The organism is Pseudomonas putida (assembly GCF_050990305.1).
GTDB classification, from domain to species: domain Bacteria; phylum Pseudomonadota; class Gammaproteobacteria; order Pseudomonadales; family Pseudomonadaceae; genus Aquipseudomonas; species Aquipseudomonas putida_AH.
In genome coordinates this window covers 2,010,221-2,035,373 of the sequence record NZ_CP158817.1, presented here as the reverse complement: position 1 = coordinate 2,035,373, position 25,153 = coordinate 2,010,221, and the positions used below count along the sequence as shown (strand labels likewise).

21 protein-coding genes are annotated in these 25,153 nt (G+C 59.1%); 10 read left to right on the top strand and 11 right to left on the bottom strand.

Annotated elements, in window-relative coordinates; genetic code table 11:
- Positions 1-58: 58 nt before the first annotated feature.
- On the top strand, positions 59-985 hold the full coding sequence (tal, locus tag ABTV22_RS09370) for a transaldolase (RefSeq protein ID WP_433739610.1): 927 nt from the start codon (positions 59-61) through the stop codon (positions 983-985).
- A 188-nt stretch (positions 986-1,173) separates the two neighbouring features.
- On the opposite strand, the gene rssC is transcribed toward tal, so the two are convergent.
- The 3 genes from rssC to ABTV22_RS09355 form a co-directional block, all read right to left on the bottom strand.
- On the bottom strand, positions 1,174-1,656 hold the full coding sequence (gene rssC / locus ABTV22_RS09365; RefSeq protein WP_137807644.1) for an anti-sigma factor antagonist RssC: 483 nt from the start codon (positions 1,654-1,656) through the stop codon (positions 1,174-1,176).
- Positions 1,656-2,837: a two-component system response regulator RssB gene (rssB, locus tag ABTV22_RS09360; protein WP_433739608.1), complete on the bottom strand. Its 1,182-nt coding sequence runs from the start codon at positions 2,835-2,837 to the stop codon at positions 1,656-1,658. Before rssB ends, rssC begins: the two co-directional genes overlap by 1 nt.
- Before the next feature lie 330 nt (positions 2,838-3,167).
- Positions 3,168-3,857: an MlaA family lipoprotein gene (locus ABTV22_RS09355; RefSeq protein ID WP_433739606.1), complete on the bottom strand. Its 690-nt coding sequence runs from the start codon at positions 3,855-3,857 to the stop codon at positions 3,168-3,170.
- A 200-nt stretch (positions 3,858-4,057) separates the two neighbouring features.
- Here ABTV22_RS09355 and ABTV22_RS09350 point away from each other — a divergent pair, with 200 nt between their 5' ends.
- A complete protein-coding gene (locus ABTV22_RS09350) occupies positions 4,058-4,678 on the top strand; it encodes an HAD family phosphatase (protein WP_433739605.1) in 621 nt (206 codons plus the stop codon).
- A 111-nt stretch (positions 4,679-4,789) separates the two neighbouring features.
- Entirely contained in the window at positions 4,790-5,053 is a 264-nt protein-coding gene (locus tag ABTV22_RS09345; protein WP_433739603.1) for a DUF4404 family protein, read from the top strand.
- A gap of 122 nt (positions 5,054-5,175) precedes the next feature.
- On the opposite strand, the gene queF is transcribed toward ABTV22_RS09345, so the two are convergent.
- Both queF and copI read right to left on the bottom strand, forming a co-directional pair.
- On the bottom strand, positions 5,176-6,006 hold the full coding sequence (gene queF / locus ABTV22_RS09340; RefSeq protein WP_433739602.1) for an NADPH-dependent 7-cyano-7-deazaguanine reductase QueF: 831 nt from the start codon (positions 6,004-6,006) through the stop codon (positions 5,176-5,178).
- A 61-nt stretch (positions 6,007-6,067) separates the two neighbouring features.
- Positions 6,068-6,592 carry a copper-resistant cuproprotein CopI gene (gene copI, locus ABTV22_RS09335; protein WP_433739600.1) on the bottom strand — a complete coding sequence of 175 codons (525 nt, stop codon included), beginning with the start codon at positions 6,590-6,592 and terminating at the stop codon, positions 6,068-6,070.
- 155 nt (positions 6,593-6,747) lie between these two features.
- Between copI and ABTV22_RS09330 the strand changes: the two genes are divergently transcribed.
- A complete protein-coding gene (locus ABTV22_RS09330) occupies positions 6,748-7,428 on the top strand; it encodes a heavy metal response regulator transcription factor (RefSeq protein WP_433739598.1) in 681 nt (226 codons plus the stop codon).
- Positions 7,428-8,765 (top strand): heavy metal sensor histidine kinase, encoded by a 1,338-nt coding sequence (locus tag ABTV22_RS09325; protein WP_433739596.1) that lies wholly within the window; start codon positions 7,428-7,430, stop codon positions 8,763-8,765. Before ABTV22_RS09330 ends, ABTV22_RS09325 begins: the two co-directional genes overlap by 1 nt.
- A 123-nt stretch (positions 8,766-8,888) precedes the next feature.
- On the opposite strand, the gene ABTV22_RS09320 is transcribed toward ABTV22_RS09325, so the two are convergent.
- From ABTV22_RS09320 to ABTV22_RS09310, 3 genes are all read right to left on the bottom strand, one after another.
- Positions 8,889-10,133, bottom strand: coding sequence for a lipoprotein-releasing ABC transporter permease subunit (locus ABTV22_RS09320; RefSeq protein ID WP_433739594.1), 1,245 nt, complete (start codon positions 10,131-10,133; stop codon positions 8,889-8,891).
- Between the two features lie 63 nt (positions 10,134-10,196).
- Positions 10,197-10,880, bottom strand: coding sequence for a lipoprotein-releasing ABC transporter ATP-binding protein LolD (gene lolD, locus ABTV22_RS09315; RefSeq protein ID WP_433739592.1), 684 nt, complete (start codon positions 10,878-10,880; stop codon positions 10,197-10,199).
- 7 nt (positions 10,881-10,887) lie between these two features.
- On the bottom strand, positions 10,888-12,138 hold the full coding sequence (locus ABTV22_RS09310) for a lipoprotein-releasing ABC transporter permease subunit (protein WP_433739590.1): 1,251 nt from the start codon (positions 12,136-12,138) through the stop codon (positions 10,888-10,890).
- Between the two features lie 94 nt (positions 12,139-12,232).
- On the opposite strand from ABTV22_RS09310, the gene ABTV22_RS09305 reads away from it, so the two are divergent.
- Both ABTV22_RS09305 and ABTV22_RS09300 read left to right on the top strand, forming a co-directional pair.
- Complete coding sequence (locus ABTV22_RS09305) at positions 12,233-12,814, top strand: PilZ domain-containing protein (protein ID WP_433739588.1); 582 nt, start codon at positions 12,233-12,235, stop codon at positions 12,812-12,814.
- Positions 12,815-12,828: 14 nt separating this feature from the next.
- Positions 12,829-13,551, top strand: coding sequence for a glycerophosphodiester phosphodiesterase (locus tag ABTV22_RS09300; RefSeq protein WP_433739586.1), 723 nt, complete (start codon positions 12,829-12,831; stop codon positions 13,549-13,551).
- Between the two features lie 42 nt (positions 13,552-13,593).
- Here ABTV22_RS09300 and sthA read toward each other — a convergent pair whose 3' ends face one another.
- The 3 genes from sthA to ABTV22_RS09285 form a co-directional block, all read right to left on the bottom strand.
- Complete coding sequence (gene sthA / locus ABTV22_RS09295; RefSeq protein WP_008064424.1) at positions 13,594-14,988, bottom strand: Si-specific NAD(P)(+) transhydrogenase; 1,395 nt, start codon at positions 14,986-14,988, stop codon at positions 13,594-13,596.
- A 206-nt stretch (positions 14,989-15,194) separates the two neighbouring features.
- Positions 15,195-16,259 (bottom strand): FAD:protein FMN transferase, encoded by a 1,065-nt coding sequence (locus ABTV22_RS09290; RefSeq protein ID WP_433739584.1) that lies wholly within the window; start codon positions 16,257-16,259, stop codon positions 15,195-15,197.
- Positions 16,260-16,466: 207 nt separating this feature from the next.
- Complete coding sequence (locus ABTV22_RS09285) at positions 16,467-17,930, bottom strand: glyceraldehyde-3-phosphate dehydrogenase (protein ID WP_433739583.1); 1,464 nt, start codon at positions 17,928-17,930, stop codon at positions 16,467-16,469.
- 362 nt (positions 17,931-18,292) lie between these two features.
- Between ABTV22_RS09285 and mfd the strand changes: the two genes are divergently transcribed.
- From mfd to ABTV22_RS09270, 3 genes are read left to right on the top strand one after another with little or no spacing between them, the layout of a single operon-like run.
- Entirely contained in the window at positions 18,293-21,742 is a 3,450-nt protein-coding gene (mfd, locus tag ABTV22_RS09280) for a transcription-repair coupling factor (protein WP_433739581.1), read from the top strand.
- Between the two features lie 10 nt (positions 21,743-21,752).
- On the top strand, positions 21,753-22,322 hold the full coding sequence (locus ABTV22_RS09275; RefSeq protein WP_433739579.1) for a CsiV family protein: 570 nt from the start codon (positions 21,753-21,755) through the stop codon (positions 22,320-22,322).
- A 10-nt stretch (positions 22,323-22,332) separates the two neighbouring features.
- Positions 22,333-25,026, top strand: coding sequence for an SNF2-related protein (locus ABTV22_RS09270; protein ID WP_433739577.1), 2,694 nt, complete (start codon positions 22,333-22,335; stop codon positions 25,024-25,026).
- Positions 25,027-25,153: the final 127 nt, after the last annotated feature.

Sequence of the window (25,153 nt, the reverse complement as noted above, 5' to 3'; positions counted from 1 at the left end):
CTTGAGCGGCTGTCAGCGCTCGGGTAATGTCATAAGACCCACAGGACAGAGCACGCCCATGACTTCCAAGCTGGAACAACTCAAACAAATGACCACCGTGGTTGCCGACACCGGCGACTTCGAAGCGATCGCTCGCGTCAAACCGGTGGACGCTACCACCAACCCTTCCCTGCTGCTCAAGGCGGCGGCCATCCCCGGTTATGCCGAGTTACTGAATGCTTGTGTCAGCGACTGCAAGGGTGATGTGGGCCTGGCCAGCGACCGCTTTGGCGTCGCGGTGGGGCAAGAAATCCTCAAAGTGATCCCTGGCCGCATTTCCACCGAAGTGGATGCACGCCTGTCGTTCGACACTGACGCCGTATTGAAGCGTGCGCACCGTCTGATCGAGCTGTACGAAAAGGCTGGCGTTGGCCGTGACCGCGTGCTGATCAAGATCGCCTCCACTTGGGAAGGCATCCGCGCCGCCGAGATCCTGGAAAAGGAAGGCATCCAGACCAACCTGACCCTGCTGTTCTCCTTTGCTCAAGCGGCCGCTTGTGCAGACGCCGGGGTGTTCCTGATTTCGCCATTCGTAGGCCGCATCTACGACTGGTACAAGAAAGCCACCGGCAACGAATACACCGGTGCGGACGATCCGGGCGTGCAGTCGGTGACGCGCATCTACAACTACTACAAGGCCAACGATTACAAAACCGTGGTAATGGGCGCCAGCTTCCGCAACTTGAGCCAGATCGAACAATTGGCCGGTTGCGACCGCTTGACCATCAGCCCGGACCTGATCGACAAGTTGGCAGCCGATACCGGCAAGCTGGAGCGCAAACTGGCGCCGGGGCATGCCGGTGAAGCGCGCTTGAACCTCAATGAAGCGCAGTTCCGCTGGTTGTCCAACGAAGATGCCATGGCAACCGAGAAACTGGCTGAAGGCATTCGTCAGTTTGCCCGGGACCAGGAGAAGCTCGAGGCGCTGCTTCAAGCCAAGCTGTGATCTGAAAGGCTGGAATGCAAAAAGGGCGAACCCTGATCGGGTCGCCCTTTTTTGTGGGTGGTTGCTTTTGGGTGTGCAGTGATTGGACTGACGCCTTCGCGGGCAAGCCTCGCTCCTACGGAAAACCCACCCTCTGTAGGAGCGAGGCTTGCCCGCGAAGAGGCCATTACGCCAACTTCACATTGGGATCAATGCCGCTCCAGCGCGTTCACCAGGTCATGGAATGCTTCACGATTGGAATCGTTCAGGCCCATGAGAATCTTGTGCGCTTCGAGCACCTTGATCCGCACCACTTCTTCAGACTGGTCCTGGTCCGGCAAATCATCCAGGCATTCCGGGCACGGCACCGGCTTGTCAACGATGTTGAAGACTTGCTCAAAGCCCATGGACTGCAACAGACGGGTGATGTCTTCGTGGGTGGTGACGACGGTCGGCAGCAAGCCGACTTTTTGCCGCGACAGGATCGACAGCTTGGCCAGCAGGCCAAGAGTGGTGCTGTCGATGCTGCGGGTTTCGGTCAAATCGATCACGATCGCGTTGAAGTTCATCGCGGTGAAGATTTTCTCGATAGTCGCATCCAACGCCGAACACAGGGTCAGGCGAACTTCACCGATGAACTTGAGGACGAAAGTGCCGTCCTGCTCGGCGAACTGGATTCTACCAGTACTCATTAAAGATTCCTGCTCAACACCAACAGGGCGATATCATCCGGCATCTCCCCTAGCGTGGCCAATCCAAAAACCTGCCGCAGGCCATCCAGGCTGCCGCCCGCTGCCTTGACCCTTTGGGGCAATGCAGCTTCTTTTTCTTTGAGTGTGGGTTCCGGCAAAAGGTCCAGAATGCCATCAGACATCAGCGACAGGCTGAACGTCGGCGGCAGCTCCAGCACGTGGTCTTCGTAGGTGGCTTCGTTGAAAAGCCCCACCGGCAGGCCACGCCCTTCCAGATAACGAACACTGTCGGGTGTGTACAACACTGGCAACGGCAAATGACCGCCGATGCTATAGGTCAACAAACCTGTCTCCTCGTCGATGACACCACCGACCATTGTGACGTGTTTACCCAGCTTACAACTGATCAGGCCCCGGTTGATATGACCAAGCACCTCTGAAGGTTTGAATTCCGGCAAGGTACCGCTGCGCTTGGACTCGAACAGCAAGCGCGTGGTCATGAACTTCAACAGCACGGTGACGAAAGCTGAAGAGGCGCCATGACCGGAAACATCCGCCAGGTAGAACGCAACCCGACGCTCGTCGACCCGGAAATAGTCAACGAAATCACCCGACAGGTACAACGACGGGATGATCTGGTGAGCGAATTTGAACTCATCGATGGCCCAGGGACTGACCGGCAGCATGTTCATCTGCACCTGGCGACCGGCGTTCTGGTCTTCCTGGAGCAGGTTCAGGCTGGCCGCCAGCTCACGGTTGGCCTTTTCCAGCTTCTCGCGGTAGCGCTGGTTCTCCAGCAGCAAGCGCGCGCGATCCAAGGCCCGACGCACCGAGTGCTCGAGCACCGCCAGATCTTCGAGAGGTTTGATCAGGTAATCCGCCGCGCCCAGGCGCAGCGCCTCGACCGCGTCGTTCATCACGCCGGCACCCGACACCACGATCACAGGCGTTTGTGGCGACAGTTCGGTGACCTGGCGAATGAGTTCGAGTCCGCCCATCTGCGGCATGCGCAGATCGCAGATGACCAAGTCGGGCTTGTCTTGCTCGAATACCTGAAGGCCCTGCTGACCATTGCTGGCCTGCAAGACGCTGAAACCACTGTCTTCCAAATAGGCGGCGAGGCTCGCGCGCACTACTTCGTCATCATCGATTATCAGCAGCGTGGCACTGGTTTTTGGCATGTGGGCAAACGGCGCCAGAATTAGGTTGGCGTAGCGGCTCGGGTTTTGACCCGGCTCACACTACTGGATTCGCTTTCTAGCCTCTCTGTCGCACTGCTTTCGAGCATTTGCCCTACACACAGGTACACCAGAGGTGCCCTTCTAAGGCGCAGACGGTACTCCCATCCGCGAGGCGTTTCAAGCTCACGCCGATGGTCGCTTGACGTCGGCGCGCTGCAAATCACCGGGAGTTATAAGAACAGCTAAAACCGTAACTCAATGGAAGGACAAAACCAGGCGAAAAATGAAGAAGGCGGCTCAATGGCCGCCTTCTTCTACTACCGATCGAGATTAAAAATCGTCTTCGACCTGACCGTCTTTCACCTTGAACTCACGGTTCTGCAGGTACGCATTACGAATGAAGGTGTACTTGTCGCCGGTGATCAGCTTCTCGGACGACAGCAGGTCAGCACGGGTATCGACGACGTTCAGCGCGAAAATCGAATTACGCGCCGGCACGTCGTTGATGTAACGGTACGGGCCGGTATAACTGTCGACGAACTTCGATGGCGCGTCACGTACGGTACTTGGACCGAGCAATGGCAGCATCACGTAAGGACCGCTGCCCACGCCCCAGTAACCCAAGGTCTGGCCGAAGTCTTCGTCGTTGCGTTGCAGGCCCATTTTCGTGCCCACGTCAAAGAAGCCCAGCAGGCCGAAAGTGGTGTTGAAGATCAGGCGTGCGGTGTCGACACCGGCCGCGTGCGGCTTGGCCTGCAAGATATCGTTGGCGAGGTTGGTCACATCGCCGACGTTGCGGAACATGTTGTGAATGCCGTCTTCAAGGAACTTCGGCGTCACATACTGGTAGCCTTGGGCCAGGGGCTTGAGTGCATAGGTATCGACAACGTCGTTGAACTTGTAGATCGGGCGGTTGACGCTTTCCCAAGGATCATCTTCCGACGCTGCCTGGGCAACGAACGGAACCAGCAGCACACTGGCAGATACACAAAGCTGAGCGAGATAATTGCTCCAGCGCATAAAAAAACTCCTTGGTTTGTACTGTCACCGGGCGCCGAACTCGACGCAAAGGCTGTAAGTATAAGTCGCAAATGTCACTTTAGGCAGCTTTGTACACAAGTGCCGGCGAATGATTCGTGTCGATTGTGAGTGATTCACATCCATGTCACGCAACTGTCACCGACGGTCCCTAGCCTTGAGGCTATTTCAGGGACGTTGACATGCCGCACGCCGAAATCTCACCTCAAACCGCGCCCAACCTGACCGCGGTACTGTTCGGTCTCAGTGGTTGCCTGGTGGACTTCGGCGCACGTACACGCCTGCTTGAAGGCCATTGCGCCGAGCACGCCGAGGTCACCCCCGGCGCCCTCGACAGCCTGCATTCTCTGCAGCGCCAGCAGATCCCCTGCGCTTGGCTGGATGAACTTCCCCCGGCGCTCAGCCACTCCCTGGCCATTGCACTGCCGGAATGGATCAAATCCTTGCAACACCCTGCAACAATCCAGCCTTGGCCAGCGCCAAATGCATGCTGGCACGCACTGATGGCGTTGAACGTCGAACGACTGGATGGCTGCGTGTTGGTCAGTGGCGAACCGCGTCTGCTGCAATCGGGGCTCAATGCCGGATTATGGACGATTGGATTGGCCTCCTGCGGCTCACTCTGCGGACTGTCTCCCACGCAATGGCAGGCCTTGTCGCCACAGGAACGGGACATCAAGCGCGGCAAGGCGACGATGCAATTGTTTGGACTGGGGGTGCATTCGGTCATCGATCACCTGGGTGAGCTCGACACCTGCCTGGCGGACATCAACCTGCGCAGGCTCAAGGGCGAAAAGCCCTGATCGAGATCAAGCAGGTTTCACGCGAGTGGATTAATCTAAAGGGAAGCCATAGATCTTTGGCGCGCCGCTGCGGTCTATGCCAGTGCCTATCGAGAAATAAGGAAAAACGCCATGCCCGCCCGCGAACTGCAAGAACAGCTCAATGCCCTGCGCGAGCAATTGGACAAAAACCCTCCGCTGTCCGAAGCCGAGCGTGAAGATCTGCACGCGCTGATGGAACAGATCAAACTTGAGCTCGATCTGGAAACCAAAACCCAAGACGTCAACCTCGCCGATAACGTGAATCTGGCCGTCGATCGCTTCGAACTCGAACACCCGACCCTCGCCGCCACCCTGCGCCAAATTGGTCAGGCCCTGCACAGCATGGGGATCTGAACCCACAAATCCCTGTAGGAGCTGCCGCAGGCTGCGATCTTTTGATCTTGCCTTAAAAACAAATCAAAGGATCGCAGCCTCGTTGCTCTCGACAGCTCCTACAGAGTCCACACAGCGGGTCGTTACTGACGGACCAGGCGGTGGTTTGGCAACTGCACGGCTTCAGTACTGCGATACGGATTGATATCCAGCCCGCCACGCCGCACATAGCGCGCATACACCGTCAATTTCTCAGGTTTGAGCAAGCGTTGCAGATCGAGGAAGATCCGCTCTACACATTGCTCATGGAAGTCCGAGTGCTGGCGGAAGCTGACGATGTATTCCAGCAGACTGGCGTGATCCAGCGCCGCGCCGCGATATTCGACCACAACGCTGCCCCAGTCCGGCTGACTGGTCACCGGGCAATTGGATTTGAGCAAATGGCTGTGCACGCTCTCTTCAACAATCCGCGATTCATCACAGCGCAGCAGTTCCGGACGCGGATGTTCGTAGTTGCTGACGCTGATATCCAACTCGTCGATGCACACACCCGGCAACGCCACGACGCCCTCGACTTCAACCTCTTTCAGGCTGCGAACGCGCACACCAACCGGCTTGCCGGCAGCGGCGGACAGGTCTTTGACCAGCGTCGCCTCGAGGCTCGCCGTATCGGCAAACGGTGTCTGGTTCAGGGAGTTGAGGTACAGCTTGAACGACTTCGATTCGATAATGTTCGGCGAATCCGCCGGAATACTGAACTCGCCGATCGCCACCACCGGTTTGCCCGACGGCAACAACCACGACAGTTCGAAGCAGTTCCAGAAGTCCACGCCCTTGTAGGGCAATGTTTCTGCCGTCAGGCCCAGCTCGGCCCACTTCGCGGTACGCGGGATCGGAAACAGCAAGGACGGCGTGTAAGTGGCGATGTATTCGCTGGATTTGCCCAGCGGCGAGTGTTCGGCTGCGGGATGCATGGCGGAAACCTGACTGAAGAATCAGCGGATTCTATCAGCCTTTGCTCCCGCCTTTGAGTGCTTACTGACTGACTGTCAGTTTGCCGACCATGCCGGCCTGGTAATGGCCTGGAATATTGCAGGCAAACTCCAGGTTGGTGGCCTTGCTGAAGGTCCAGGTCAATTCAGCGGTTTTGCCCGGCTCCACCAGCACACTGTTGGGATCGTCATGTTTCATGCCGCTCTTCATGTCGTGTCCCATAGCACTGTGGTCCATTGCCTTCATGCCTGTAGGCGTGAGCATGCCGCTTTGCTGCATCTGCAGCATTTCCTGCTGGTGTTTGGCATGCATGGCGGCGTCACCGATGTTGAACTCATGCAGCAATTGGCCTTTATTCACCAGCACGAAGCGCACGGTTTCCCCGGCCTTGATATCGATCGCCTTGGGGGTGAACGACATGTCGCCCATCACCACTTCAACACTGCGGTTCGCCTTGGCCGCCGGGGCAGGCTGACCGAAGTCGTAGTGATGCTCGCCTGCCGCCCAGACCGGTGAACTCAACGCCATCAGACAGGCGGCCAGCACCGCGGATTTGCGTAAAAACATCGTCATACTCCAACAAGATAAGGTTCAGCCTGTGGAAAACTTTAAACTGCCCGCACTGCCCCCAACCTGACAGCCAGATTACAACTTTGTCAGGTTGCTCTGCACCCGCATCGCCCACGGTATAAAGCGTTCGTGCCATTAAACTTGAGTTCCCCATGAAACTGCTGATCGTCGAAGACCAACCGAAAACCGGCCAATACCTGCGCCAGGGCCTGACCGAGGCTGGGTTCAATACCGATCTGGTGGCCGACGGAAGCACCGGCCAGCACTTGGCGTTGAGCGGCGAATACGCCTTGTTGATTCTCGACGTGATGCTGCCCGGTCGGGATGGCTGGCAAATTCTGCAAGCCGTGCGCAGCGCCGGCCTGGATACGCCCGTGCTGTTTTTGACTGCAAGGGATGCCGTGGAGGATAGGGTTCACGGCCTGGAACTCGGCGCCGACGACTACCTGGTCAAGCCCTTCGCCTTTTCCGAACTGCTGGCCCGGGTGCGCAGCCTGTTGCGCCGTGGCAATTCAACGCCCCAGGAAACCAGCCTGCAACTGGCCGACTTACGCCTGGACCTGATCCGCCGTCGAGTGGAGCGCAGCGGCCAGCGCATCGACCTGACGGCCAAGGAATTCGCCTTGCTGGAAATGCTCCTGCGCCGCCAGGGTGAAGTACTGCCCAAATCGCTGATTGCCTCCCAGGTGTGGGACATGAATTTCGACAGCGACACCAATGTCATCGAAGTCGCGATCCGCCGTTTACGCCTGAAAATCGACGATGAGTTCCCCAGCAAACTGATCCACACCGTGCGCGGCATGGGCTACGTACTCGAGGAGCGCTGCGCCTGATGCACCGGCTATCGTTAAGCACTCGCCTGGCCTTGCTGTTTGCCGCCTGCACGGCAGTGGTTTCGCTGTTTGCCGGCGTCCTGTTCAGCCGCGCCAGCGAGGCACATTTCATCGAGCTCGATCAGCAATTGCTGGAGGGCAAGTTGGTGGGCCTGCGGTGGGCGCTGCATGATGTTCAATCGAGCGACAGCGAAATCAAGCTGGCCGATCAAGCTGATCTGTCGCTGCGCATCAGCGGCAGTGATGGCAAACGCTGGTATGACAGCTCGACAAATTTGCCTGATGAACTCCCCCAAGAATCGGGCCTGTCGACGATCAACCACGACGGCACGGATTATCGCGTCCTCAATGCCCCCCTGCAGGCCGACACGCCCGATTCACCGCAATTGACCCTGCTGCTGGACATCACCCATCACCAGCACTTTCTGCAACGCATGCAACACCTGATCTGGCTGACGGTCGGCCTGTCCGCCCTGGCCACCGCGCTGCTTGGCGCCTGGGCAGCCCGCAGTGGTTTGCGACCGCTGCGTCGCATGAGCGCCGTCGCCAAAGGTGTCTCGGCGCAATCGCTCAACGCACGCCTGCCTGAATCAAACATGCCACCGGAACTGGCAGAAATGGCCCACCACTTCAATGCGATGCTCGGTCGCCTTGACGACTCCTTTCAACGATTGTCGGCGTTCTCCTCCGATATTGCCCATGAATTGCGCACACCACTGTCGAATCTGCTGACCCACACTCAGGTCACCCTCACCCGACCGCGCCCCATCGAGGACTATCGCGAAGCGTTGCACAGCAACCTCGAAGAACTGCAATGGATGGCGCAGTTGGTCAACGACATGCTTTATCTGGCCAAAGCCGACCACGGTTTGTTGATACCCAAGCGAGAAGCGCTGGATCTGGCGGAGGAAACGGACCTGTTGCTGGAGTTTTTTGCGCCGCTGGCTGAAGACGCGAGGGTGAAACTGAGCCGAGAAGGCCAGGCGCGCGTCGAAGGCGATCGCAACATGCTGCGTCGGGCGCTTTCCAATCTGCTGGACAATGCGCTCCGTTTCACCCCAGCCCAGGGCGAGATCCGGATACGCATCGTCAATCAAACCAAAGGCTTGCACCTGATTGTCGAAAACAGTGGAGACGGGATTAACGAAGATTTGCTACCGCGTCTGTTTGACCGATTTTACCGGGCAGATCCGGCGCGTCATGAAGGCAGCAGTGAGCATGCGGGGTTGGGGCTGGCGATTACCCAGTCAATCGTGCGGGCCCATGGAGGGCAGATTCGGTGTGAATCGGAGCAGGGGTGGACTCGGTTTATGATCGAGTTACCAAAGGGGGATTGAGGCTGGCAGGGCCGGCCTCTTCGCGGGCAAGCCCGCTCCCACAATGACCGAGTTGAAACACTATTGTGTGAACGACTCATAATCCTGTGGGAGCTGGCTTGCCAGCGAAAGCGGTCTATCGGCTTACGAATACCGCAGAGCGGTAGCCGGCTCCACCTTCGCCGCCCGCCATGCCGGGTACAGCGTGGCGAGGAAACTCATGATGAATCCCGCCGAACAGATCAACAGCACATCCCCACCTTGCAGCTCGGACGGCAGGTTGCTGACGAAGTACACATCAGAACTGAAGATGTGCTGACCAGTAACCCGCTCCACCCAGCCCACCATTTCACTGACATTCAGCGCCGCGATCACGCCCAGCACACCACCGATCAGGGTGCCGACAATCCCGATCACCGTGCCCTGCACCATGAAGATCGCCATGATCTGTCGCGGTGTGGCGCCAATGGTGCGCAAGATCGCGATGTCCGCACCCTTGTCGTTCACCACCATGATCAGGGTCGCGATGATGTTGAACGCCGCGACGGCAACGATCATCAGCAACAACAGGCCGATCATGGTTTTTTCCATTTTCATCGCGCTGAACAGGCTGCCCTGGGTATGGGTCCAGTCATCAGCCCGATAATCCGCCCCCAGGCCGTTGGCGATGGCGTTCGATACTTGTGGCGCGGCGTACATGTCCTTCACCGCCAGGCGCACACTCTGTACCTGATTCGGTTCCCAGTGCTGCATCTGCGCGGCGTCGGCGACATGGATCAGTGCCATTGAGCCATCCAGCTCGGCGCCCACCTTGAAGACACCGACCACGTTCAAACGCTGCATCCGCGGCGTAATGCCACCCGGCGCATTACTGACTTCCGGCACGATCAGGGTGATTTTGTCGCCTACGTTCAGGCGGAAGCGGCGCGCGGTGATTTCGCCGATCACCACGCCAAACTCGCCTGGCTTCAAGGCTTCCAGGCTTCCCTGGACGATGTGTTTGGCAACTATGGACACCTGGCCTTCCAGCGCCGGGTCGACACCGCTGATCTGGATCGGTTGCATCGTGCCCTTGTAGGACAGCATGCCTTCCATCTCGGTGAACGGCACGGCGGCGGTAACTTCCGGATTTTTCATCGCAGCGGCTGCAACCGGCTGCCAATCATCGATCGGATTGACGCCAACGATGGTCGCGTGCGGCACCATGCCGAGGATGCGCGAGCTCATTTCGCGCTGGAAACCGTTCATCACCGACAACACCACGATCATCGCCAGCACGCCCAGGGCGAGGCCGATCATCGAGGTCATCGAGATGAAGGATACAAAGCGATTGCGGCGCTTGGCGCGGGTATAGCGCGTGCCGATAAAGATCGATAACGGTCTGAACATTCGCTGGGGCACCGTATAAAAATAAAAGACCCGACGTCTTTTCGGACGCCGGGTTTCAGCCAATCAGATAGGCGTCAGGCAGCCTTCCTGCAGATGCAGGACGCGATCCATCTGGCGAGCCAGGTTCATGTCGTGAGTCACCACCAGAAACGCCGTGCGCATCGAGGTGCTGAGTTCCAGCATCAAATCCTGAATGCCTTCGGCGGTGTGGGAGTCGAGGTTGCCGGTCGGCTCGTCGAGCATCACCAGGCCCGGATTGTTCACCAGAGCACGGGCGATGGCCACGCGTTGGCGCTCGCCACCGGACAGTTCCGCCGGTTTGTGCTCCAGGCGATGCCCCAGTCCTACCCGCTCCAGCAACGCGGTTGCACGCTTGCGTGCTTCAGGAATCGCCGTCTTGCCGATCAACAGCGGCATGCAGACGTTTTCCAGCGCGGTGAATTCCGGCAGCAAATGGTGGAACTGGTACACAAAGCCCAGGGCACGGTTACGCAGCAAGCCACGCTTCTTCTCACTCAGCGCCGACAGTTCTTCACCGTCGAGCCAGACGCTGCCCTTGGTCGGCGTATCGAGGCCACCCAACAAGTTGAGCAAGGTACTTTTGCCCGAACCCGACTTGCCAACAATCGCCACGCGCTCGCCCGGGTGCAACTCCAGCTGCAAACCGGCCAGAACCTCCACCGACTCCGGGCCTTCCTCGTAGGATTTGCCCAGGTTGCGGCAGCTCAAGATTGCTTTATCAGTCATACCCGACTCACTCATAACGTAGCGCCTCCGCCGGCTGGGTGCGCGCGGCACGCCAGGCTGGATACAGGGTGGCGAGGAAACTCAGGACCAACGCCGCCGAACAGACCATCACGACGTCCTGGCTCTGCACTTGCGACGGCAGGTAATCAATGAAATACACGTCGGCGTTGAGGAATTTGTGACCGATCAGGCCTTCCAGCGCCGAGATCGCGGCGCTGACATTCAACGCGGCGAAGATCCCGACCACCGCGCCGATGGCCGTGCCGACCACGCCGATAACCGTACCTTGCACCATGAACGTGCGCATGATCGTGCCCGGTGTGGCGCCGAGCGTACGCAGGATCGCGATGTCGCCCTTCTTGTCGTTCACCACCATCACCAGCGTGGAAATGATGTTGAACGCGGCGACGGCAACGATCAGCAGCAACAACAGGCCGATCATGGCTTTTTCCATGCGGATCGCCTGATACAGGTTGCCGTGGGTGCGGGTCCAGTCGCGGGCGTAGTAACGATCCTCACCCAGTTCCCGGGCGATGCTCCACGCGGTGCGCGGGGCCTGGAACAAATCGTCGAACTTCAGGCGAATGCCCTGGACCTGATCCGGTTTCCAGCGATGCAACCGTGCCAGGTCCTGAAGATTGGTGATGCCCAGGTAGCCGTCGATTTCGCCGGCGCCGACATGGAAGATGCCGACCACGGTGAAGCGCTTCATACGCGGGAACATCCCGGCCGGGGTCACGGTGACCTCCGGCGCCACGAATGTCAGCTTGTCGCCGATCGCTGCACCGAGCTTGGCCGCGGCCTTGTCGCCGATGACGATGCCGAATTCGCCGGCCTTCAGATCGTCCAGTTGGCCCTGCTGCATGAAGTTATCGATGATCGACACTTGGCGCTCAAGCGCCGGGTCGATGGCATTGAGCAGGACTTTGGAGACCTTGCCATTGTTGGTCAGCAACCCCTGCATCTGGGTAAACGGCGCCACTGCCGTCACCTGCGGGTTCTGCTTGACCTTCGCGGCCAGGTCTTGCCAATCACTGATCGGCTCGCCGGCCTCAATGGTCGCGTGGGGCACCATGCCTAGCACACGGGTGCGCATCTCATGATCGAAGCCATTCATGACCGACAGCACGACGATCATCACAACCACGCCAAGGGCGAGCCCGATCATCGAAGTGAGGGAAATGAATGACACAAAATGATTGCGACGTTTTGCACGGGTGTAACGCGTGCCGATAAATACGAAGAGAGGTCTGAACATGTCGGGGCTTGTTCGGAGGGAAAAGGAACGTCCTTGTGGCGGGGGTCGATAACCAGCTTTACACTCAGACCACCGCCGCTACCATGGGTTCGCCATGTCGACATTAGATGAAGAAGATCGCCGCGAATACTACCGTATCGAGGACATGATCGCACTGGAAATTCGGCCCCTGTCCGCTTCCGAAGCTGCTGGCCAGGAAGTGTTGCAGGATGCGTCCCCGCTCTTCAATGTGCTCAGTGAGTTGCACCTGAGCGAATTCGAGTCGCAACACCTGTTACGCCAGATCAGCGAACGCGACCGCACCCTCTCGGCTTTTCTGAAGTCCCAGAACAAACGTATCGACTTGCTGAGCCAGGTGATCGCGCTCACCGTGCTCGGGGAAATCGGTGAGCCGCAGCCGGTGATCATCTGCGAAGGTGGTATCGACTTTCAGTACCCGACCCCGATTGATGTCAATGCGCGCCTGTCGGTCAAGCTGGTGCTGATGCCGCAAGCCCTAGGCCTCTTGCTGCGCGCCCGCGTCACCCATTGCGACCGTAGGGGCGATGGCTACGATGTCGGCACCGAGTTCGAACACCTGAGCGACGCACAGCGACAATTGCTGGCCCGCCATATTTTGCAGAAGCAGGCCCAGGAACGACGCCTGGCCCGCGAACAACTCGACTCCGGCAATTAATTTAAGGAAGAACCGTGACCCTTATCTACGGCCACCGCGGCGCCAAGGGCGAAGCACCGGAAAATACCCTGACCAGTTTTCAGGAATGCCTCAAACACGGCGTACGCCGCTGCGAACTGGACCTGCACCTGTCCAAGGACGGCGAGCTGATCGTCATCCACGACCCGACGCTCAAGCGCACCACCGACCGACGCGGCAAGGTAGCCGAACACACTGCAGCGGAGTTGGTAACCTACGACGCACGCAAGGGCGGTCCAGGCTGGATCAAGCCCTGCCCTATTCCGACATTGGAATCGCTGTTTGAACAATGCGATTTCGATCACTGGCAGTTGGAAGTCAAAAGCGCTTCACGCACCCGCGCCGCGACGACCGTGCTGGCCATCCGGGAAATGGCGCAACGACATGGCTTGATGGACAAAGTGACCATCACATCAAGTTCGCGTGAGGTGTTGAAAGCCGCAGTGGACCTGGTGCCGGACGTGTCTCGCGGATTGGTGGCCGAATACGCCTGGCTCGACCCATTGAAGGTCGCGGCCAGCTATGGCTGCGAAATTCTGGCGCTGAACTGGACCCTGTGCACGCCGGAACGCCTGGAGAAGGCACAGCGTCAGGGATTGCATGTATCGGTGTGGACCGTCAACGAGCCTGCGCTGATGCGCAGACTCGCCGACTTCGGCGTTGACAGCCTGATTACAGACTTTCCCGGTTTGGCCACTGCCACGCTCGAGAATTGCTGAAATCGGTCTCCCCGGCCGGCTCAGGCCACCGGCCGGAGCCGCTCAAAAAAGCCGGTTGAGGCCGTCGTACGCCGCGACCCGATAGGCTTCGGCCATGGTCGGGTAGTTAAACGTGGTGTTGACGAAGTACTTCAGGGTGTTGAGTTCGCCCGGCTGGTTCATGATTGCCTGGCCAATGTGCACGATCTCCGACGCCTGATAACCGAAACAGTGCACGCCCAGCACTTCCAGGGTTTCGCGGTGGAACAGGATCTTCAGCATGCCTTGCGGCTCGCCGGCGATCTGCGCTCGCGCCATGCTCTTGAAGAACGCCTTGCCCACTTCGTACGGCACCTTGGCCTGGGTCAGTTCCTGCTCGTTCTTGCCGATCGAACTGATCTCCGGAATGGTGTAGATACCGGTTGGCACGTCATTGACGAAGCGCCAGCTGCCGTTGTCGACGATACTGCCAGCGGCCGAACGGCCCTGGTCATGGGCGGCACTGGCCAGGCTCGGCCAGCCAATTACATCACCGGCACCGTAGATGTTCTGAATAGCGGTGCGGTAAGCCTCGTCCACTTCGATCTGACCACGGCTATTGACCTTCACGCCGATGTTTTCCAGGCCCAACTGATCGGTGTTACCGGTACGGCCGTTGCACCAGAGCAAGGCATCGGCCTTGATTTTCTTGCCGGACTTGAGGTGCAGGATCACGCCATTGTCCACGCCTTCAACGCGGTCGTACTCTTCGTTGTGGCGAACCGTGATGTTGTTGTTACTGAAGTGGTAACTCAGGGCCTGGGAAATTTCCGAGTCCAGGAAGCTCAGCAACTGACCGCGGTTATCCACCAGCTCGACCAGAACCCCCAGGCCGCTGAAGATCGAAGCGTATTCGCAACCGATCACGCCGGCACCGTAAACGATAAGCTTACGCGGGGTGTGGCCGAGGCTGAGGATGGTGTCGCTATCGTAGATACGCGGGTGATGGAAATCGATGTCCGCCGGACGATACGGACGTGAACCCGTGGCGATGATGATGTGCTTGGCCACCAGTTTTTCGACCACGCCATTGGCACAAACCACTTCGATGGTTTGCTCGTCGGCGAAACTGCCGGTACCGAAGAACACGTCGACGCGATTGCGGGCGTAGTAGCCGGTGCGCGAGGCGACTTGTTTGGAGATAACTTTCTCGGCGCTTTTCAGCACGTCCGGGAACGAGAACCAGCGCGGCTCACCAATGGCCCGGAACATCGGGTTGGTGTTGAACTGCATGATCTGCCGGACCGAGTGACGCAGTGCCTTGGACGGGATGGTACCCAGGTGGGTGCAGTTGCCGCCGACCTGACGACGGCTATCGACCATCGCCACCTTGCGCCCTGCTTTGGCGGCGTTCATTGCCGCGCCTTCTCCCGCCGGGCCGGAACCCAACACCACCACGTCGTAGTTGTAGACAGCCATGCGTACTCCTCAGAACAGGCCGCGGCACCCTCGGCACCTGCGGCTAAATCACGCCGGTCTGTGGCGTGAAGGAACAATTTGGGGCCAATGCAGAACCCGGACACAGTCTATAGAAGCGTCAACGCCGCGCACATTAACCCTTGGTCGCGTCGTAGGCTACTTTTGCCTGCACTACAACACCAGTTTTCAATGCACGATCACCGCAATCACTCGGCTTGACCGCCACTGAGGCGATCAAAAGCGTGACTGGTGCGTGTGACGAAACCTGTATCGGCACGAATCACAAAAAATGCGCCGATATCGTGTTTTTCTGCGTAATCCCAACCGCGCTCGGGGCCGAGAATCAGCAACAGTGTCGACAAGCCATCGGCCATCAACGCCGAAGGATGAATCACCGTGACCGACGCCAGGGCGTTCGAGATTGGCGCACCGGTGCGGGCATCGAAGGTGTGGGAAAAACGCTGGCCACCCTGCACGAAATAATTCCGGTAGTCGCCGGAGGTGGAGAGGCCGTAACCGTCGATGGCGACAATACGCTCGGCCACTTGCTGATCGTCGCGAGGTTCCTCCAGGGCAATGCGCCAAGGCGAGCCATCGAGCTTCCTCCCCGCTGCCTTCAGCTCACCTGTGGCTTCGGCCAGGTAATTGTGAATTCCCATCGCCTCAAGCTTCACAGCGATCTTATCGACCGCGTAGCCGGCGGCGATGCTGTTGAAATCGACTTCCACAGCAGCGTCCTTGCATAGATCGTCACCTTCGATGCGCAGGTGCCTGTGTCCGACACGCCGCCGTACCTCGGCCAGCGCTTGCTCGGTCGGAACTTTTTCCTCGCGCGCCTGAGGACCGAAGCCCCAGAGATTGAGCAGCGGCTCCACGGTCAAATCGAATGACCCATCGCTTTGTGACGACAACTGCTCGCCGACCCGGACCAACTCAAGGACCGACGAGGGCATTTTCCGGCAAGCGTTGGCAGGCAATTGGTTGAAGCGCTCGATATCGGAGTCGCTGCGATAGGTCGAGAGTTGCCGGTCGACGTCGGCCAGGATCGTTTCGACCTCGGCCCGGACAACCGCTGGTGCGGGTAGACCCGCGTGTCGGATGTACTTGATTGACCAGGTGCTACCCATGGTCGGACCGCCGAGGATTTCCAGTGAATTGCCGTTGCCGCAACCTGAAAGAACTCCTGCCAATACAACTATCCCAATCAGCCGCCAGCTCAACAAGTCCCACGCCTCCCATGCAGTCCCTGAGAAATCGCCAGGATCGGCCATTATGCATCACCCCTGTAGGAGCCGGCTTGCTGGCGATAGCGATGTGTCAGGCATCATCCATTTTGACGATGCGCCGCCATCGCCAGCAAGCCGGCTCCTACAGGTTATGCGTGATTTCAATTGTGGTGTGTAACGCCCCGCGTTCGGCACACCGCACAAACAAAAACGCCCCGAACAAGTCGGGGCGTTTTCATGTGCGGCTAAGGCTTAGCGCGGGAATGCTGGCGGGTTTACACCGGCCATGTCTTCCATCACGCGAACCACCTGGCAGCTGTAACCGAATTCGTTGTCGTACCAGACGTACAGTACAACGCGGTTATCCTGGGTAATGGTCGCTTCAGCGTCCACAACGCCTGCGTGGCGCGAGCCAACGAAGTCGGTGGAAACCACTTCCTGGGAGGAGACGTAGTCGATCTGCTTGTGCAGTTCCGAGTGCATGGCCATCTGGCGCAGGTACTCGTTGATCTCTTCGCGGGTGGTGGCCTTTTCCAGGTTCAGGTTCAGGATGGCCATCGACACGTTTGGCGTAGGTACGCGAATCGCATTGCCGGTCAGCTTGCCCTTGAGCACTGGCAGCGCCTTGGCAGCTGCGGTGGCGGCACCGGTCTCGGTGATAACCATGTTCAGCGGCGCGGCGCGGCCACGACGGCTGCCTTTGTGGAAGTTGTCGATCAGGTTCTGGTCGTTGGTGAACGAGTGAACGGTTTCGACGTGGCCGTTGACGATGCCGTACTGGTCGTTGACGGCCTTGAGCACCGGCACAATGGCGTTGGTGGTGCAGGACGCCGCCGAGATGATCTTGTCGTCAGGGGTGATGTCGCCGTGGTTGATGCCGTGAACGATGTTCTTCAGCGCGCCCTTGCCAGGTGCGGTGAGGATCACGCGGGCAGCGCCCGGGCAGGCCAGGTGCTGGCCCAGGCCATCAGCGTCACGCCATACACCGGTATTGTCGACGATCAGAGCGTTTTCGATGCCGTACTGGGTGTAGTCGACTTCGCTCGGGCTCTTGGCGTAGATCACCTGGATCAGGTTGCCGTTGGCGGTGATGGTGTTGTTGGCTTCATCAATGGTGATGGTGCCATCGAACGGACCATGTACCGAGTCACGACGCAGCAGGCTCGCGCGCTTGACCAGATCATTCTCGGCGCCCTTGCGGACAACGATGGCACGCAGACGCAGACCGTCGCCACCACCGGTTTTCTCGATCAGGATGCGCGCCAGCAGACGACCGATACGACCGAAGCCATACAGGACAACGTCGGTGCCTTTGCGGGCGGAAGCGTTCTGCTGGCCTACCACGTCGGCCATTTCTTCACGCACGAACTGCTCGGCGCTGCGGCCGTTGCCTTCTTGCTTGAACTTGTTGGCCAGCTTGCCCAGGTCAACCGAAGCGGCGCCCAGTTTCAGCTCGCTCATGGCCTTGAGCAGTGGGAATGTCTCGTGGACGGAGAGTTCGGTTTCGTCGGTCTGGCGATGACGGGCAAAGCGGTGTGCTTTGAGGATCGAAATCACCGAGCGGTTGATCAGGCTGCGGCCATAGATCGAGCTCACCACGTTGTTATTGCGGTAGAGCTGACCGATAAGCGGAATCATCGCTTCTGCGAGTGCTTCACGGTCGATCCATTCACCAAGACACTGGTCGGGCTTCTGAGTCACGGGAACCTTCCACATGTAGGGGCAGAAAAAAGGGGCTACATTATGCCGCCGCACGCCCCGTGTAGCAATGCGCGCTTGTCGCAATTGCCGTAACAAATCCCCACTCAAAAAAATCACGCCTCTCTGAAGCCCAATGAAACCGGGGGTTCCAGCCTCGTCAATTTTTTGGAGGCAGCGCTACCTTGTCCGTAACCATCCGTAACACCGACTCGTTTTACCACTACATAATCAATAATTTTCGCTAAAAAACCGCCCGATTTTGTCATTACCACTACATTTCGCTTCAGCAGCGTAATAGACACATCTGCAACTGACAGCCGGCATCGTAGACCGCTACAATTACCGACTTTGTCGCAACGCTTGGAGCTCAACCTTCCGTGCCCGTTCTGCGTCTACCGCACCTCCCTGCCGCGGCAGGTAAACAGCATTGGGGCAACCTGCCCGGTGCCTCCCTGAGCCTGGCCATCGCCGAGGCCGCCAGCGCTGCCAAGCGCTTTACCCTGCTGCTGACCGCCGACAGCCAAAGCGCCGAACGGCTGGAGCAGGAGCTGAGTTTCTTCGCCCCGGATTTGCCTGTGCTGCATTTCCCCGACTGGGAAACCCTGCCCTACGATCTGTTTTCGCCGCACCAGGACATCATTTCCCAGCGAATTTCCGCGCTGTATCGGTTACCGGAGCTGAGCCATGGCGTTTTGGTGGTGCCGATCACCACCGCCCTGCACCGCCTGGCGCCGACCAAATTCCTGCTCGGCAGCAGCCTGGTGCTGGACGTCGGCCAGACACTCGATGTCGAGCAGATGCGCACCCGGCTTGAAGCCACCGGATATCGCTATGTCGATACCGTGTACGAGCATGGCGAATTCACCGTGCGCGGCTCGCTGATCGATCTGTTCCCGATGGGCAGCAAGTTGCCCTATCGCATCGACCTGTTCGACGACGAAATCGAAACCCTGCGTACGTTCGACCCGGAGAACCAGCGCTCCATCGACAAAGTCGACTCGGTCAAGCTGCTGCCGGCCAAGGAATTCCCGCTGGAAAAAGAAGCCGTCACTCGCTTTAAGGCGCGGTTTCGCGAGCGCTTCGATGTCGACTTCCGTCGTTGCCCGATCTTCCAAGACCTGAACAGCGGCATTACCCCGGCCGGCATCGAGTACTACCTGCCGCTGTTTTTCGAGGACACCTCGACGCTGTTCGATTACCTGCCTCAGGACACCCAAGTGTTTTCCCTGCCGGGTATCGAGCAAGCAGCGGAAAACTTCTGGAACGATGTGCGCAATCGCTATGAAGAGCGCCGTGTCGATCCATCCCGTCCTTTATTGCCGCCAGCCGAGCTGTTCCTGCCGGTGGAAGACTGCTTCGCGCGCCTGAAGAACTGGCCGCGAGTGGTGGCCAGTCAACAGGACGTGGAAACCGGCTCCGGCCGTGAACGTTTCCCCGCGCGGGAACTGCCGAACCTGGCCATCGAAGCCAAGGCCACCCAGCCGTTGGCGGCCCTGTCGGGCTTCCTCGACCAGTTCCCTGGGCGCGTACTGTTTACCGCCGAATCCGCTGGCCGACGCGAAGTGCTGCTGGAACTGTTGGAACGATTGAAACTGCGACCCAAGACCGTCGACAGCTGGCCGGACTTCGTCGCTGGCAAGGAGCGCCTGGCGATCACCATCGCGCCGCTGGACGAAGGCCTGCTGCTGGACGATCCGGCCCTGGCACTGGTTGCCGAAAGCCCGCTGTTCGGCCAGCGTGTGATGCAGCGGCGTCGCCGCGAGAAACGCGCCGACGCCAACAACGATGCGGTCATCAAGAACCTCACCGAGCTGCGCGAAGGCGCGCCGGTGGTGCATATCGATCATGGTGTCGGTCGCTACCTGGGCCTCGCGACGCTGGAAATCGACAACCAGACCGCCGAATTCCTCGCCCTGGAATACGCAGAGGGCGCCAAGCTCTACGTACCGGTGGCCAACCTGCATTTGATCGCCCGCTATACCGGCAGCGACGATACACTGGCCCCACTGCACCGCCTGGGCTCCGAGACCTGGCAGAAAGCCAAGCGCAAGGCCGCCGAACAGGTGCGCGATGTGGCGGCGGAATTGCTCGATATCTATGCCCGTCGCGCTGCCCGCGAAGGTTATGCCTTCGCCGACCCGAAAGCCGACTACGCCACGTTCAGCGCTGGCTTCCCGTTCGAAGAAACCCCCGACCAGCAAACCACCATCGAAGCCGTGCGCGAAGACATGCTCGCAGCGAAACCGATGGATCGCCTGGTGTGCGGCGACGTCGGCTTCGGCAAGACCGAAGTGGCGATGCGCGCGGCCTTCATCGCCGTGCATGGCGGTCGTCAGGTCGCCATTCTGGTGCCGACTACCCTGCTCGCCCAGCAACACTACAACAGCTTCCGTGATCGCTTCGCCGACTGGCCGGTGACCGTGGAAGTGATGAGCCGCTTCAAGTCGGCCAAGGAAGTAAACGCTGCAGTCGCCGACCTGGCCGAAGGCAAGATCGATATCGTCATCGGCACGCACAAGCTGTTGCAGGACGATGTAAAAATCAAAAACCTGGGCCTGGTGATCATCGACGAGGAGCACCGTTTCGGCGTTCGTCAAAAAGAACAGCTCAAGGCCCTGCGCAGCGAAGTCGACATCCTGACCCTGACCGCCACGCCGATTCCGCGCACACTGAACATGGCGGTGTCGGGCATGCGCGACCTGTCGATCATCGCCACGCCGCCGGCCCGTCGCCTGTCCGTGCGCACGTTCGTCATGGAGCAGAACAAAAGCACGGTCAAGGAAGCACTGCTGCGTGAGTTGCTGCGTGGCGGCCAGGTTTATTACCTGCACAACGATGTGAAGACCATCGAGAAATGCGCCGCCGACCTCGCCGAATTGGTGCCGGAAGCGCGGATTGGCATCGGCCACGGGCAGATGCGTGAACGCGAACTCGAACAGGTGATGAGCGACTTCTACCACAAGCGCTTCAACGTACTGATCGCCTCGACCATCATCGAAACCGGCATCGACGTGCCGAGCGCCAACACCATCATCATCGAACGCGCCGACAAGTTCGGCTTGGCGCAGTTGCACCAATTGCGTGGCCGGGTCGGACGCAGTCACCACCAGGCCTACGCGTACCTGCTGACACCACCGCGCCAGCAAATTACCCCGGACGCAGAGAAGCGCCTGGAAGCGATCGCCAATACCCAGGACCTCGGCGCTGGCTTCGTGCTCGCCACCAACGACCTGGAAATCCGCGGCGCCGGCGAACTGCTCGGCGACGGACAAAGTGGGCAGATCCAGGCCGTCGGTTTCACGCTTTATATGGAAATGCTTGAGCGCGCGGTCAAGTCGATCCGCAAGGGCGAACAACCAAACCTCGATCAACCGCTGGGCGGAGGCCCGGAAGTCAACCTGCGCGTACCGGCACTGATTCCCGAAGACTATCTGCCGGATGTTCATGCACGGCTGATTCTCTACAAGCGCATCGCCTCGGCCACCGACGAGGAAGGCCTCAAGGATCTGCAGGTGGAGATGATCGATCGTTTCGGCCTGTTGCCAGAGCCGACCAAGAACCTGATGCGCATCACCGCCCTGAAATTGCAGGCCGAGCTGCTGGGCATCAAGAAAGTCGACGGCGGTCCACAGGGCGGTCGAGTCGAGTTCGCGGCACAGACCCCAGTAGATCCACTGACCCTGATCAAGCTGATCCAGGGCCAACCAAAACGCTACAAATTCGAAGGCGCCACGATGTTCAAATTCATGGTTCCGATGGAGCGCCCGGAAGAGCGCTTTAATACTGTAGAGGCGCTGTTCGAGCGCCTCATTCCGAAAACTGCTTGAAGGACGCCGCATGCGCCTGTTTCGCTCCCTGACCGTGTTGATAATGACGTTGGTCACCCCATCGGTTTTTGCCGATGACCTGTATCAGATTGAAATGATCCTGGTACGGCAAAATGCCGTACCGGCGATTGTCAGCCGTGCCGCACCGGAAGACTGGGCGGCCGGCGCTCAACGCATCAGCCCCGACAGCCTGCGCACCCCAAGCCTCAACGGCGAAGTGGAAAAGCTCACGGCCAGCAATGAATACGAGGTCTTGCTGCACAAGGCATGGCAGCAGAACCTTGGTGAAGAAGCCACCAAGGTCGCGATCAGCGACGGCAAGGAACAATTTGGCCAGTTTCCCATTGAGGGCACACTGAGCATGAAACTGGGGCGGTTCACCGATGTTGACGCGGACTTCTGGGTCAACCAGATCAACACCGACGGCTTGGTCACTGCCAGTGAGCGCCTGAAGACTGAAAGCCATACCAAAAACGGGCAGCTGAACTTCCTCGATGCAGGCCATCTCGGCCTACTGATCAAGATCACTTCGTTGACCGCCCCTGCGCCTCGGCCAGCCCCCGAAGAAATTCCGGACTGATTGAGTCCTTATGTCAGCGACCCTGAGCAAACCCCTGGCACCTTCCTGGGTCAGCCGATTCAAAGAACAGAGCCTGGAGCGTGGCCGCCGCTACGCACTGGAGAATCGCGTCAGGATCGTCGAGGCCGGCGACGCTACGATCACCGCCGCCTGCGAAGGCTCTGGCGGCAATGTTTACCGTCAGACCATTCGCTTGCGGGAGTCGGCCAAAGGCACGTTGCTGATGATCGACGCCACCTGCTCCTGCCCGGTCCACAGCAACTGCAAACATTGCGCGGCGGTACTGCTGCAAGTGCAAGAAACCCTCGCCTACCCCGCAGCCGCCAAAGACGCCGAGCTTCTGGAAAAACTCCAGGCCGTACTGGAGAACCGTAGCGCGAAAGCGCCACCGCAAGTGCTGGTGGACAACGTGCAACCGGTTCCGCGCCTGTGGCTGGCGAGCATCGAATTCAGCGCCTTCGAGCCGCGCAATGGTCGGATGCAACGCTATATCCAGCACCGTGCAGCGTTGTCGTTCAGCTATTTGGATGAATACGTTTCCGGGCAGAAAAACAGCGACATCCTGATCCGTCAGGAGACACAGACGCTTCGGATAAAACGTCACCCGGAAGTGGAACAGTCCTACCGGGAACAGCTACGCATCCTCGGCTTCAAAATAGCCACGCGGCAAAGCAAAGCCTTGCCGGAAAGCGCGGGTGAACTGTTCGAGATGGTCAACGACAGCGCCTGGCTGACGTTCACCCTGAACGAGCTGCCGAAGCTGCGCACCCAAGGCTGGGAACTACAGATCAACGAGGACTTCGGCTTCGACCTCACCGCGGTGGACGACTGGTACGCCACCGTCGAACAAGCGCCGGAACGTGACTGGTTCGATCTGGAACTGGGGATCATCGTCAATGGCGAACGGCTAAGCCTGCTGCCGATCCTGCTGAACCTGATGCGCTCGCACACCGAGATCCTCAACCCGGAACGCCTGGCCCGACGCCGCGACGACGAACTGATCCTGGTGAACATCCCCAATCGACCAAATTCCGAGCATGGTCCCTTGCAAGTCGCCCTGCCCTTCGGACGCCTGAAACCCGTGCTGGCGACCCTTGGCGAGTTCTACCTGCAAGAGCCCGGCGAAACCACGCTACGCCTGAGCAAGGCCGACGCCACGCGCCTGAATCCGCTGGAAGACCTGCCGCTGCTCTGGGAAGGCGGCGAACAGATCCGTACCTTTGCCCAACGCCTGCGCGACATCAAGGATTACACCGCCAGCGTGCCGGAAGGCCTGAACGCAACACTGCGCCCCTATCAGCTGGAAGGTTTGAGCTGGATGCAGTCGCTGCGCCAGCTGGAGGTTGGCGGGATTCTCGCGGACGACATGGGTCTGGGTAAAACCTTGCAAACCCTGGCCCATGTTCTCAGCGAAAAAAACGCCGGACGCCTCGATCGCCCCTGCATGGTGATCATGCCGACCAGCCTGATCCCCAACTGGCTCGACGAAGCGGCTCACTTCACGCCGCAACTCAAAGTGCTGGCGTTATATGGTGCCAGTCGCAAAAAGCATTTCGAGAACCTGGCGGATTACGACCTGATCCTGACCACCTACGCATTGCTGCCCAAGGATGTCGAGCGTCTGGCCAAGCAGCCGTTGCACATACTGGTACTGGATGAAGCTCAGTACATCAAGAACCCAAGCAGCAAGGCCGCCCAGGCCGCCCGCGAACTGAACGCCCGCCAGCGTTTGTGCCTGAGTGGCACACCACTGGAAAATCACTTGGGCGAACTGTGGTCGCTGTTTCACTTCCTGCTCCCTGGCTGGCTCGGTGACGTGAAAAGCTTCAACCGCGATTACCGCGTACCGATTGAAAAACGCACCAGCGAAGTACGACTTCAGCATCTGAACGGTCGGATCAAGCCCTTCCTGTTGCGTCGGACCAAGGAACAGGTGGCCACCGAACTGCCGCCAAAAACCGAAATCATCCATTGGGTGGAACTCAACGAAGCCCAGCGCGACGTGTACGAAACCATGCGCCTGGCCATGGACAAAAAAGTCCGCGACGAGATTACGCGCAAGGGCGTGGCCCGCAGCCAGATCATCATCCTTGAGGCGCTGCTGAAACTGCGTCAGGTGTGTTGCGATTTGCGCCTGGTCAACGACACCACCCTGCCTGCGCGGGGGAGTACATCGGGCAAGCTCGACAGCCTGATGGAGATGCTCGAAGAATTGCTCGAAGAAGGCCGGCGAATCCTGTTGTTCTCACAGTTCACTTCAATGCTTTCGTTGATTGAAGATGAATTGAACAAACGCAGTGTGGCCTACGCAATACTGACCGGACAGACCCGCGATCGGCGCACGCCGGTAAGGGACTTTCAAAGCGGCAAGCGTCAGATCTTTCTGATCAGCCTTAAAGCCGGCGGTGTCGGGCTGAACCTGACGGAAGCCGACACCGTGATTCACTACGACCCGTGGTGGAACCCGGCAACGGAAAATCAGGCGACTGACCGCGCCTACCGCATCGGTCAGGAAAAACCGGTGTTCGTCTATAAACTGATCGCGCGCGGCACGGTGGAAGAGAAGATTCAGCTCTTACAGAAGGAGAAATCCGATCTTGCGGCCGGCGTACTGGATGGACGCCAGGCCGGGGACTGGAAGCTGCAGAGCGATGATATCGAGGCGTTGTTTGCGCCGTTGCCGGATAAGCTAGAGAAGCGCTGAGAGCTGCGGAGCCTGGCAAATTGCTTTCGCGGGCAAGCCTCGCTCCTACAGATTTCATGTTGATCACAATTGCTGTGATCGACTCAAGCCCTGTAGGAGCGAGGCTTGCCCGCGAAGACCACGGCTC

Bases quoted from the DNA above. Each gene is read 5' to 3' on its own strand.
- tal (WP_433739610.1), top strand. From the start codon at position 59: ATGACTTCCAAGCTGGAACAACTCAAACAAATGACCACCGTGGTTGCC.
- rssC (WP_137807644.1), bottom strand. From the start codon at position 1,656: ATGAGTACTGGTAGAATCCAGTTCGCCGAGCAGGACGGCACTTTCGTC.
- rssB (WP_433739608.1), bottom strand. From the start codon at position 2,837: ATGCCAAAAACCAGTGCCACGCTGCTGATAATCGATGATGACGAAGTA.
- ABTV22_RS09355 (WP_433739606.1), bottom strand. From the start codon at position 3,857: ATGCGCTGGAGCAATTATCTCGCTCAGCTTTGTGTATCTGCCAGTGTG.
- ABTV22_RS09350 (WP_433739605.1), top strand. From the start codon at position 4,058: ATGCCGCACGCCGAAATCTCACCTCAAACCGCGCCCAACCTGACCGCG.
- ABTV22_RS09345 (WP_433739603.1), top strand. From the start codon at position 4,790: ATGCCCGCCCGCGAACTGCAAGAACAGCTCAATGCCCTGCGCGAGCAA.
- queF (WP_433739602.1), bottom strand. From the start codon at position 6,006: ATGCATCCCGCAGCCGAACACTCGCCGCTGGGCAAATCCAGCGAATAC.
- copI (WP_433739600.1), bottom strand. From the start codon at position 6,592: ATGTTTTTACGCAAATCCGCGGTGCTGGCCGCCTGTCTGATGGCGTTG.
- ABTV22_RS09330 (WP_433739598.1), top strand. From the start codon at position 6,748: ATGAAACTGCTGATCGTCGAAGACCAACCGAAAACCGGCCAATACCTG.
- ABTV22_RS09325 (WP_433739596.1), top strand. From the start codon at position 7,428: ATGCACCGGCTATCGTTAAGCACTCGCCTGGCCTTGCTGTTTGCCGCC.
- ABTV22_RS09320 (WP_433739594.1), bottom strand. From the start codon at position 10,133: ATGTTCAGACCGTTATCGATCTTTATCGGCACGCGCTATACCCGCGCC.
- lolD (WP_433739592.1), bottom strand. From the start codon at position 10,880: ATGACTGATAAAGCAATCTTGAGCTGCCGCAACCTGGGCAAATCCTAC.
- ABTV22_RS09310 (WP_433739590.1), bottom strand. From the start codon at position 12,138: ATGTTCAGACCTCTCTTCGTATTTATCGGCACGCGTTACACCCGTGCA.
- ABTV22_RS09305 (WP_433739588.1), top strand. From the start codon at position 12,233: ATGTCGACATTAGATGAAGAAGATCGCCGCGAATACTACCGTATCGAG.
- sthA (WP_008064424.1), bottom strand. From the start codon at position 14,988: ATGGCTGTCTACAACTACGACGTGGTGGTGTTGGGTTCCGGCCCGGCG.
- ABTV22_RS09290 (WP_433739584.1), bottom strand. From the start codon at position 16,259: ATGGCCGATCCTGGCGATTTCTCAGGGACTGCATGGGAGGCGTGGGAC.
- ABTV22_RS09285 (WP_433739583.1), bottom strand. From the start codon at position 17,930: ATGTGGAAGGTTCCCGTGACTCAGAAGCCCGACCAGTGTCTTGGTGAA.
- ABTV22_RS09275 (WP_433739579.1), top strand. From the start codon at position 21,753: ATGCGCCTGTTTCGCTCCCTGACCGTGTTGATAATGACGTTGGTCACC.
- ABTV22_RS09270 (WP_433739577.1), top strand. From the start codon at position 22,333: ATGTCAGCGACCCTGAGCAAACCCCTGGCACCTTCCTGGGTCAGCCGA.